This window comes from Ruegeria sp. CDSA141 (genome assembly GCF_059612005.1).
This window is the reverse complement of record NZ_JBXWPT010000007.1, coordinates 171077-181487: the sequence shown is the minus strand read 5'-3', so window position 1 is coordinate 181487 and position 10411 is coordinate 171077. Positions and strand designations below refer to the sequence as shown.

Annotated in this window: 8 protein-coding genes; 4 read left to right on the top strand and 4 right to left on the bottom strand. The window is 57.0% G+C overall.

The annotated features are described in order from the left end of the window. Nucleotides 1-390 precede the first annotated feature (390 nt). Together AC2FLP_RS12575 and AC2FLP_RS12570 are read right to left on the bottom strand one after the other, a co-directional pair. Nucleotides 391-534, bottom strand: coding sequence for a hypothetical protein (locus AC2FLP_RS12575; protein WP_299897904.1), 144 nt, complete (start codon nt 532-534; stop codon nt 391-393). Between the two features lie 5 nt (nt 535-539). After that, the gene (locus AC2FLP_RS12570) at nt 540-941 is read right to left on the bottom strand and encodes an XRE family transcriptional regulator (protein WP_299897901.1); all 402 of its coding nucleotides are present in this window, start codon (nt 939-941) and stop codon (nt 540-542) included. A gap of 201 nt (nt 942-1142) precedes the next feature. Here AC2FLP_RS12570 and AC2FLP_RS12565 point away from each other — a divergent pair, with 201 nt between their 5' ends. The 3 genes from AC2FLP_RS12565 to AC2FLP_RS12555 all read left to right on the top strand — a co-directional run bounded on the left by AC2FLP_RS12565 (nt 1143) and on the right by AC2FLP_RS12555 (nt 6941). Next, nucleotides 1143-2390, top strand: coding sequence for a metallophosphoesterase family protein (locus AC2FLP_RS12565; protein ID WP_496684797.1), 1248 nt, complete (start codon nt 1143-1145; stop codon nt 2388-2390). 3 nt (nt 2391-2393) lie between these two features. After that, nucleotides 2394-5837: an AAA family ATPase gene (locus AC2FLP_RS12560; protein ID WP_496684796.1), complete on the top strand. Its 3444-nt coding sequence runs from the start codon at nt 2394-2396 to the stop codon at nt 5835-5837. An 87-nt stretch (nt 5838-5924) separates the two neighbouring features. Next, the gene (locus AC2FLP_RS12555) at nt 5925-6941 is read left to right on the top strand and encodes a nucleotidyltransferase family protein (RefSeq protein WP_496684794.1); all 1017 of its coding nucleotides are present in this window, start codon (nt 5925-5927) and stop codon (nt 6939-6941) included. 612 nt (nt 6942-7553) lie between these two features. Here AC2FLP_RS12555 and AC2FLP_RS12550 read toward each other — a convergent pair. Further along, the gene (locus AC2FLP_RS12550; protein ID WP_299897889.1) at nt 7554-8837 is read right to left on the bottom strand and encodes a cytochrome-c peroxidase; all 1284 of its coding nucleotides are present in this window, start codon (nt 8835-8837) and stop codon (nt 7554-7556) included. A 3-nt stretch (nt 8838-8840) separates the two neighbouring features. Between AC2FLP_RS12550 and AC2FLP_RS12545 the strand changes: the two genes are divergently transcribed. Then, nucleotides 8841-9311: a tetratricopeptide repeat protein gene (locus tag AC2FLP_RS12545; RefSeq protein ID WP_496684792.1), complete on the top strand. Its 471-nt coding sequence runs from the start codon at nt 8841-8843 to the stop codon at nt 9309-9311. A 30-nt stretch (nt 9312-9341) separates the two neighbouring features. Here AC2FLP_RS12545 and AC2FLP_RS12540 read toward each other — a convergent pair whose 3' ends face one another. Beyond that, nucleotides 9342-10403: a TRAP transporter substrate-binding protein gene (locus AC2FLP_RS12540; protein WP_496684791.1), complete on the bottom strand. Its 1062-nt coding sequence runs from the start codon at nt 10401-10403 to the stop codon at nt 9342-9344. Between the last annotated feature and the right edge of the window lie 8 nt (nt 10404-10411).

Genomic DNA, 10411 nt, shown 5'->3' with positions numbered 1-10411 from the left:
CCTTAACGGCTTCGATGAACCAGAAATCCTCCGTTGCTCAAACCCCAAATCTGTCCGGTAGGCGCTGACGTCAGACAAAGGACGGCGACCGCTGGTTGCTACACAACGAAGAAGGGCAAGTGCTGAGCCGCATGTCCAAATCCTTCGCACCGCCGCCAAACACCCGGTTTGAGAGGGGGGAAATCGCCGCTATCCTTAAATGGAGAAAAGAGGACTCAGGTGAAGCCTTCCACCATACGCTCCGCCGCGATGCATGGGAGGTGGTTTTGCCAGAACTCGTGTTTGTGGCCGTTAACTAGAACGTCACCCACAATTTTTATGTTTCCAGAGGAATCCAGCCAGGCTTAGCACTTCAACCATTCCTCCCCGCCTTCCTACTACGCAATTCCATCAAGCTCTCCAAAGCTCGCATAGGCGCCGCAATAGCTGCACCCGGCGCAGGGTAATGCCGGGGTCGCTGTCATTGCTAACATCGCGCAGGAAGCGCAGCCAGGCTCGTTCGTTAGGTGTCAGATCGTCATTCTTATCATACATGGATCTTATCTCCCGAAAATCGCGTTGATCGCGGCCTGTGACCTGCTGGTCAGTCTCGGGTCGGTGTTGCTGGAAGCCTTACGGATCGCCTGCAACCAACCAACTTCGTTTGCAGTGACGGGTTCACCGAACACCTCGACGACTGCCTCGGCAGCCGTCCGGCCAATCGCCTGCTCCAGGGCAAGCTGCATCACGAAAGCAGGATCCGCTTCCAGGGCAACAGCCAGCGTCGGAACGCGATCAAGTGCCACCTTGGTGCGGCCCTGCTTGATCATCGTGATCATGTTCTGGTTCACATAACCGGCCTGCGCCGCGATCTCCGCCTGGCTCTTGGTCGGCTTCAGTTCGAGCACCCGACGTTCGACATACATCGCCATCCGGGTGTCTAAGTGCGGTTTCTTTGTCATCGCTATCCTCTCAGAATTGACGCAGCACTCGCTGCATGTTTTCGATATAGCGAAGGCGTGATTGGGGATTCCGAGGGAAACGATACGCCGTTTGTGTTCCCGTATTCTCGTTAATAGAAAGCGAGCTCAATACTTCCGCCTTGACGGTCACGACGTCGTAGTTTCAATTTCTCTCATAGGTTTAGTGTTTATTGGGGGAAAATGTTGGCCTTCCGGTTCGTTCACACTGCAGATATTCATTTGGACTCACCGCTAAAGTCTCTAGCCATGCGCGACGAAGCACTGGCCGAAGTAGTCGGGAACGCGACCAGAACCACGTTCAGGCGGACGGTCGATCTGTGCGTGTCTGAAGATGTCCATGCGCTGCTGATTGCCGGCGACCTGTATGACGGCAGTCAAACATCAATGAAAACCGCTCGTTTCCTCGCTCTAGAGATGGAGCGCTTAGACGCGGCGGGCATTCCGGTTTTCATTATCCGCGGCAACCACGATGCGGCATCTAAGATCACGCGTGAGCTGGCCCTGCCGGAAAACGTGACGGTTTTCCCAGGCAAAGCCCAGGTCGTCGAGACTTACTGGAACAATCATTCAGTTGCTGTTCACGGGGTTTCATTTCGTGACCCCCATGCACCAAACACTCTGTTGGACCGTTTTGGGGCGCCGGTGATGGGGGCTTTCAATATCGGAATGTTGCATACGTCCCTCGGCGGGGCTCAGGGACATGATCCATACGCACCTTGCACGCTGGCCGACCTAAAAGCTACCGCGTTCGACTATTGGGCGCTGGGACACATCCACCAACGATCTGTTGACGCCGGCACAACAACTGTCGTCATGCCAGGAATTCCTCAGGGGCGCGACATCGGCGAGGCAGGCAACAAGTCGGTGACGCTAGTTTCTGTCGCCGATGACGGTTCGGTCGAGCTGGAGGAGCGTCACATTGCGGTGGCCCAGTTCGAACGGCTCGAGGTGGACTGCCACCAATTGTCTGACTGGCCTGACCTTATCGAGGCACTGAAGCATGCTTTGCGCTCGGCACGGCGGGACCATGCTGGCGAACATCTGATTGTCCGGCCTGTGTTGACTGGAGCGACACCACTGGCCTGGCGAGCAGGACGTGACCTCGACCTTCTACTCGCGGAAGCACAGAATGTCACCGAGCCGATCGGGTCGCTTTGGATCGACAAGATCGAGCTTGCGTTGTCCACCGCCAGCAATGCGTCCACTGGAGGCGCGGTAGAGGAACTAGCTCAGATCATCGCTCAGCGAAGTCTTCCCCCGAATGATCCGGCTGTTTTGGAAGACGTGGAACGACTGCTAAAATATCTTCCGCGCGAGTTGCGAGGGCTCCTGGGTGATAGCGAGGAAGAAACGGCCGCAACTATTGCCGATGCGATGCAGCAGGGTGCAATGGAAGTGCTTGCGCGCCTCGAAGAGACTGGTGGCTGAACAATGCGGTTGAACCGGCTCGACCTCACACGTTTTGGCAAGTTCACTGATCTGAGCCTTTCGTTTCCCGTCCCAACACCCGGAAGCCCCGACCTACACGTGATCTACGGTGCAAACGAGGCCGGAAAATCCACCCTGCTTGAAGGCTGGCTGGACATGCTGTTCCAGATCCCTGTTCGAAGCAGCATGGACTTTCTTCACCCTTACCCGTCGATGCAGTTAGGGGCCGTGCTAGACGTCAACGGGCAGACGCATGAACTGCTTCGGGTCAAGAAACGTAACAATTCTTTGCTTGACGCCAGCGGCAAACCGCTAGGTGAAGCATTATTGCATGGTGGTCTGCGAGGACTCGACCGCACATCCTATGCAGCGATGTTCTCGCTCAATCGGCAAACCCTGGACGAAGGAGGCGAAAGCATCCTCGCCAGCAAGGGGGATCTCGGTGAGTTGCTGTTTCAGGCAAGCGCCGGGATGACCGATTTGGCGGCGCAGTTGGACGAATTGAATGCAGAATCGGAGGGGTTCCTGAACAGAACCGGACGCAAGGGTGCGTTGCGGGATCTTTGTACCGCCTACGACGATTTGGGCAGGCAGATTAAGGAATTGGACACTGCGGCTGCCGAGTATACCCGCCTTTCAACTGAACGCGACCGCGCCAAAGATACCTGGCACCAAGCGCGCGAGGCGTCTGAAGCCGCTCAAACCGATGTAATCGAAACCGATCGCCGGATCGCCGCCATGCCGCTCTTACCGCGGCTGGACCGCCTGGAGACACAGATCGCTAGCTACGGTGCGCTACCAGAACCTCCCGTGGGATGGCTTGCCGAGCTTCCGGAACTAGACCGCACGGAAACCGCCATTGCTACTCGACTCGAGACCGCGAAAAAGATTGAGGCAGGCTTGGAAGCTGAATTGAACTACCTCCCAACCGACGAGCCTGTTCTGAATGCAAGCGACGACATCAAAGCGGCGGATCTGTTGAAATCGGCCCATGACTCGGCGCTGGAGGACTTGCCCAAGCGGCGCGGAGAGCTGGAAGCCAAGACAGAAGCAGTCAACGATTGTCTGTCTCGACTGGGGCAAGTCGGGGCGGATCCGACCACGCTACTGCCAGAAGCAAGAACCCTTGGGCGCCTGCGCGCATTGATCGAGCAAAGTTCAGGTGTGGAAACCGCTTGCGATGCTGCGACCAGGGAATTGCAGGTTGCCCAAGATGACGCAGCGCGCGCTGAGCGGCGTTTACGTGAGGCAGGGGGAAGCATGTCTGATTTGGGTGGGTTGGCCGGTTTGGTGCAAATCCTTCGCCGCGAAGACCCTTTAGGCGCGCACGACCGAGCAAGCACCGAGCTCGAAGAGATGGAAGCGGAATTGGAGTCGGCCCTGGCAGCGCTCTCCCCTTGGACCGGAAACAAGGATAAGCTGGCGAATTTGACCCCCCCAGATCGCGCTGACTTGGAACAACTCGGCGCGAGCATGACGGAGGCTGAAAGGGCGGCCGACAGGGCGGATGATCGGCTGGTGCAACTGGAACATACTGCGGCCCAGGCGCGCACTAGACGCGATGCCATCGGCACAAGCGCAGCTGTTACTCTGGAAGAGGCAGCTCACGTGCGAAAACGCCGGGAATCTGAATGGTCTGACCATCGAGCTAAACTCACGGATGAAACGGCAGAGCGTTTCGAATCGGCGATGCGCCTCGACGACCAGGTGACAGCCACCCTTGCGGATCAGCGCGCGCACGTGGAAAAGATTGCCGAGGCTGATCGCGCGTTGATCGAAGCCGAACAACAAGTTGACGCTGCCAAAGTGAAATCGGCCGAGGCTAGCGAGCTGTGCGAAAACCTAGCAACACAGCTTACCGATATCGCAACCAAGGTCTCCTCTGCGTTGCCTGTCGACATCGACCTGCCAACCTTCCTAGCCTGGCTCGCCAAGCTCGACGCAGCACAAAATGCTTTGATTAGGCGCGATGACAAAGCGCGAGATTTTGCCCGGCGTGTGCAGGCTGTTAACAAAGCGCGTTTGGATCTTTCGAACGCGTTGGCACTGGCGGGCCGCGCAATACCAGATGATATGAGCTTAGCCCTCTGTGTTGAAACGGCTCAATCACTGTTAGACCAAGTATCCAAGGTCGAGGCTTTAAGCGAGGCTGAGGCCGAAGCCCGCCAAAACTTGAATAGGCGCGAGCGCAGCAAGCTCGAGGCTGACGACGCGCGCACAGCATGGCAGGCGGAGTGGGAGGCCGCCTGCTCCGACACCTGGATGGTTGGTGCACCGCCCGCTGTCGACGAGATGCGCGCGATCCTTGAAGAGCTCGACCAACTACGTGAACATCAGGGACGCATTGTTGAACTGACCCACCGGATAACGGCGATGCAATCCAACCGCGAGAGGTTTGAACAAGCGGCTTACGATTTGGCAGGTCGCCTCGACATGCCTTCCGGTCTGCCAGTGACCGATCTGTGGCGAGACATTACCAGAAGGCAGCGCGCAGCGGAGAGCAGCGAAGTTCAGCGAGCCAGCCTATCAGAACGCTTGATGACGGCAAGAAATTCCCTTTCAGAGCTAGAAGGGGAGGCGAAGATTCATCGCAATCGGACCGTGGAGTTCTGCCGTCACTTTGGGGTCGAAGTTTGGGCCGAAGCGCGCGATGCGCTTACGAAAGCAGGAGAATTGTCGAAGCTGCGTGAAACTCAGCGCGAACTGACCGAAGACCTCTGTGCAGGGATGCAATGCGATACAGTCGAAGAAGCTCGTGAGCAATTGCGTGAACTAAACGTCGATGCGCTCGCCGCCCGCGCCGACAGTCTGCGGACTGTCTTGAAAACCTTACGAACAGCGCAGGAAGAGGCGCAGGACGGCTTCCGCAAAGCAGAAGACGCCGTCGAAGCAGTCGGTGGAGATGACGCAGTTGCTCGTTTGGAAGAGCAGCGCCAGACATTACTGCTTGAGATTGAGGACGGAGCTCGGCGCCACCTACGACAGCGGTTGGGACTCTTGGCGGTCGACGCTGCTCTCAGGAGCTATCGCGACACTCACCGCAGCGGTATGCTCGAACGCGCATCAGAGGCATTCCGCATCATGTCGAGGGACCGCTATTCTGGCCTTGCAGCACAGCCGGATGGCTCACGCGAGGTTTTGGTGGCACTGGAGGCCGGGAGCGGCTCGAAGCAGGCTGACCAACTCTCAGACGGCACCCGGGCTCAGCTCTACCTTGCGCTACGCATTGCAGGCTACCACGAGTTTGCTCGCAACAACGGCCCAGTGCCGTTCATAGCCGATGACATCATGGAAAGCTTCGACGACGACCGCACCGCCGAGGCCTTCGGCCTACTAGCAGAGATGAGCAAAAGCGGCCAGGTGATCTACCTGACTCATCACGCGCATCTCTGCGACATCGCGAAAAATTCATGCCCATCTGTGTGTATTCACGAGTTACAGGGCTAAAAGCGTGGTGTTCAACATCTTTATTTTTTGTTGAACATATGTTATGTTCAACAAAAATAAAATCCGTTGAGCACAGTGGAAGCCAAGATGTTCACGCGCCATTCATCCATAGCACATGCCGCTTATCACGATCTCCTGCGTTCACTGCGAGACGATTCCGTTTCGGACATCCGGGGCACCCCCACACGAGTCGAACGCAACGACAGGACCTACTGGTATGACACCTACCGGGTCGGTTCCGATGTCAAAAAGCACTACCTGGGAGAGGATTGTGAGGAACTGCGCGGCCGGCTGGAACAGCACAAAACTTTGAAAGCCCAACAGGAAGACCGCCGCCGCAACCGGGCGCGCCTCGTGCGGCTCCTAAGAGCAGAAGGTTTCCTGGGTCTGGACGCTGCCACCGGCAGCCTGCTCTCTGCGATGGCAACGTCCGGCGTATTTCGTCTAGGCGGCACCATAGTGGGGACCCACGCCTTCCGCCTCTACGAAGGTGAATTGGGTGTGCGTTTCGACATGGATATGACCGCTCACACGGATGACATCGACATCGCCAGCTTTTCCAGGTTGTCGCTGGTGCTGGAGGACACTGCATCACCACCGCTGGAAGATGTGTTCCGCGATTTCGACTTCATGGCGCAGCCCAGTCTCACGGCCGGACGCACCTGGCGTTGGAAACAGACGCGAGGCGACACGCTTATAGAATTCCTCACTCCATCATTTGGTGAGGATGAGGATGTGCGCGAACTGCCCGCTTTGGGAGTGGATGCGCAAGGGCTGCACCATCTGAACTACCTCATCGCGGAGCCAATCAACGCTGCTGTAACCTACCGGAGTGGCGTTTTGGTGCAAATCCCGCAGCCAGAACGCTATGCCATCCACAAGTTGATCGTCGCGGACCGACGCCCTCCCGGTGAAAATGCCCTCAAAGCAGAAAAGGACAGACGACAGGCCGCGTTTCTAATAGAGGTGCTTTCTCAGGATCGACCGGATGAATTGGTTGACGCCTATGAAGACGCACTCTCTCGTGGCCCCAAGTGGCGTTCTAGAATTGAGGCCAGTCTGGACCGCATGCCGAAAACGCAGCGGCTGTTACGGGAACTGTAGGATTAACGCACATGTAGACAGTGCTCTTAGGTTCAATGAACCTGTCGAACCGTGTCTTAGTTGGTTTGCTTGGCAAAGCAGCCTGAAAAACAGGGCTCCTTTGACCAAAAATCAATGGCTTGGCCTTCTGCACCGGTCTTCGGGAGGCAGGGGTCGGAGGTTCGAATCCTCTCACTCCGACCAATAAAATAAGGCCCCTGACGGGGCCTTTTGTTTTACAGCAATACACCGCAACGAAATGCGAAGCGCAACAAGAGCATCCCACCAGTGTGCTTTCCTGACCGATACCCGATAGATCAGCAAGTGCGTATGACGGCTTTGTTGGTGGTTTTTCGTATCCGGGGGTGGCGATAAAGACGCGCGGTCGAGATTGAATTCATATGGTAACGGAAATATGCCGCCCTCAAGAACAGCGCCCCAGATACTTATGTTGGTCTTGTCAGATTTTATCGGTCCGATACCATATCAGGGGTAAATATTTTTGTTTCGCGCCGCTCTACAGAGACTTTTTTTCTACGGATCACTTCATTCCACGCTCGCGTCGGAAGGGAGAGACTAGAAGGACGGCAGGATGCGATTTCTCTGGATGTACCTTGATGATGTGAGGGATGATTAAGGAGCAAATCCCTTCGGCACACCGAATTTCGACGAGTCGACGCTGCTACCTGTCAACGAATGCAGAAAAGCAATCAGGTTTTGGGTTTCCACTTCCGTGAGTTGGATCGGTTCAATGTCATTTTTTTCGCGTTGACGCTCCATTTCATAGTAGTCCTCCCAAACTAGGAAATCAGTTTTTTGTAACCATGGTACCTCGGGTAATGCAGCCATTTGAGGAGTCCATTTGTCGAGGCTTGCCTGCGGATCCAAATGATGGCGAATGACGCTTTCAAGATCGGGGAACGCGCCATTGTGACCATAGGGCGCGGTCAGGGCAACGTTTCGTAGCATCGGGGTGCGGAACCTGTAAGCATCCTCCACGCGGTTGCTTTCACCCATGCGGCCCACATCCCGGACGAAGGGATCCCACTGCCGGGTACGACCCGGCCCAAAGGGTGGTAAACCCAATGCATGGAACTTCTGATCTGACATGAGCGGTCCGGTGTGGCAGGTGGAGCAGCGAGCTTCGCCGTAGAATAGCTTCATCCCATCCATTTGTGCTGTTGAAAGGGCATTCGTGTCGCCCGCAAGGTAGTGGTCAAACGGGCTGTCGGTGCTACGCCACTCAATCGCCATGAAAGCGGCCAGAGCGTTGGCGACGTGGGTGATAGTGATGTCCTCGGTCGTCTCGACCTCATCAAAGGCGGCGACGATGGCCGGACCATAGCGTGGATCGGTGCGGACGCGTTTCGCCAGAATCGGCCAGCCCTTGTCAATACGATCATGCACCGCGCCCGTGACCTCATTTTCGGCCACATTGCCCGCCATCTCGAATTGTGAGGTCAGCGGAAACAGAGCCTGTGCCGCAAGCAGAGAATTCAGGCCTTCGGGCAGCCACTCCTGCGCCGGGGAATTGAAGCCGTTGCCGTAGTCGTTGGAAATGCTCAGCCTGCCGTCATGAAAGACGGTGTGAATGTCCTTGGCCCCAAGGTTCCATAGGCCCGGTGAGTTGCGGGGGATGCGTTTGCGTATTCTGTCGGCCCCGGTGCCGGGTGTGCGGTCCGGTCCCAATCCCTGCCCGCCTTCTCCTATGCCCAGCGACAACCCGTCCGAGGTGCCGAAATCCGGGTGGTGACAATGGGCGCAGGTAATATTGCGGTTGCCGGACAGGATCGGGTCGTAAAACAGTTGATGACCGATGGCGGCCTGTTCCATATCAAAGGGGATAAAGTCATCATCGGTCAGCGGGTGCGGCAAATCCTTTGCCGCAGCGGCCGCGACCCAGGAGAGAGCAATCATCCCATGCGCCAGCTTGTTTTTGCCCTTTGCGTTTTTGCGTCTCCGACTCTGGCTGAACTGGAGCAAGCGCGCGATATGATGGAAGCCGGACAGTTTGCAGCCGCACGCGAGGAACTTCTTCCAGCCGCTCGCTCGGGCAACGCCGAGGCCGAGGAGTTGATCGGCGTGATGTACGGGCTGGGTCTCGGGGTCGAGCAGGATTACGAACGGGCCTTTGAATGGTATCTGCGCGCTTCGATGAAGGGGCATCCGGGGGCGCAGTCGGGCGTTGGCTGGTACTACGAATTGGGTCTGGGCATGCCCTCGCCCGATCTTGTGCGTGCGTATATGTGGTACACGCTCAGCGCCATTGGCGGCGACCCCGACGCGGCGATCAGCCTTGAGGAAGTGGTAAAGAAAATGTCGCCGGAGCAAATCGAAAGGGCGCATGTTCTCGTCAATGACTACAAAGGGTGGATGTACCCGTTTCGGTGAGGACCGGGCCGTAAAGCCCGACCCTTCCGTTTAGTTCAGGTCCGCATCGCGAGCGGCGTTGACGTCCGCCTCAGCTGCCGCAACCGCTTCGGTCATTGCAACGAAGATCTCATCGCCACGAGCAACGTTGGACTGGAACCAATCATAGACTGGTGTTGCGGCCTCTTTGAACGCAGCTTTCTGTTCGGGTGTCGGCACATAGAGGTCACCGCCACCGGCGACGAAATCCTCATAGGCTTGAATCGACTTGCGCTTGGGAGAAGCAAAAGTGGCCTGTTGCAACGCATAGAACCCGTCGACCACGACGCGACGCATATCCTCAGGCATCTCTTGGAACTTGGCGTTGTTCATCCACCACAGTGCGCCCATATAGGCGTGGCCGTCCAGCGTCACATATTGCAGGCCCGCATCCGGAAATTTCATGCCCATAATGTCGGTGATGCCGTTCTTGGATCCTTCAACGACACCGGTCTGGAAACTGGTGAACAGTTCCGGCCATGGGATCGGGGTAGGCGAAGCGCCCAACGCCTTGACCAGTTCCTGCGGCAGATCGGCGACCACGGTGCGGATTTTCAAACCTTCCATATCGGCAGGCTCAGCAATCCGGCGCTGGGTGTTGGCAAAGTTGCGCCAGCCGCCGGTGTTGCCGATGGTCATCAGGCGGATTGCGCCACCGGAATCCTCAAGCGCCATGTCACGCATGATACGGGTGAAGTCGCCCGACAGTACATGCTCGGCAATGCGATCATCGGCCATCAGATAGGGCAGGTCTAAAACCTGCACGTAGGGAAAGATGCCTGAGGCACCGCCGGAAGTGGAGATGTAGATGTCGATTGTGCCATCTGCCACGCCCTGCAAGCATTCGGCTCCGTTCGAGCAGAGCTGAGTGCCGATGAACAGATCGACTTCAATCGCGCCGTTCGAGGCAGATTCGACATAATTCTTGAAGACGATCAGACCATCATAATCCTCATCGTTTTCGTTCGAATTTGCAGTTGCGCGCAGCGTATAGTCGGCGGCTGTCGCGGCCATTGCGGACGCCGCCACCAGCGATGTGGCCACCGCTGCGGTTTTGATAAAGTCTCTGAGCATGCGTTTCC

Bases quoted from the DNA above. Each gene is read 5' to 3' on its own strand.
- AC2FLP_RS12575 (WP_299897904.1), bottom strand. From the start codon at position 534: ATGTATGATAAGAATGACGATCTGACACCTAACGAACGAGCCTGGCTG.
- AC2FLP_RS12570 (WP_299897901.1), bottom strand. From the start codon at position 941: ATGACAAAGAAACCGCACTTAGACACCCGGATGGCGATGTATGTCGAA.
- AC2FLP_RS12565 (WP_496684797.1), top strand. From the start codon at position 1,143: ATGTTGGCCTTCCGGTTCGTTCACACTGCAGATATTCATTTGGACTCA.
- AC2FLP_RS12560 (WP_496684796.1), top strand. From the start codon at position 2,394: ATGCGGTTGAACCGGCTCGACCTCACACGTTTTGGCAAGTTCACTGAT.
- AC2FLP_RS12555 (WP_496684794.1), top strand. From the start codon at position 5,925: ATGTTCACGCGCCATTCATCCATAGCACATGCCGCTTATCACGATCTC.
- AC2FLP_RS12550 (WP_299897889.1), bottom strand. From the start codon at position 8,837: ATGATTGCTCTCTCCTGGGTCGCGGCCGCTGCGGCAAAGGATTTGCCG.
- AC2FLP_RS12545 (WP_496684792.1), top strand. From the start codon at position 8,841: ATGCGCCAGCTTGTTTTTGCCCTTTGCGTTTTTGCGTCTCCGACTCTG.
- AC2FLP_RS12540 (WP_496684791.1), bottom strand. From the start codon at position 10,403: ATGCTCAGAGACTTTATCAAAACCGCAGCGGTGGCCACATCGCTGGTG.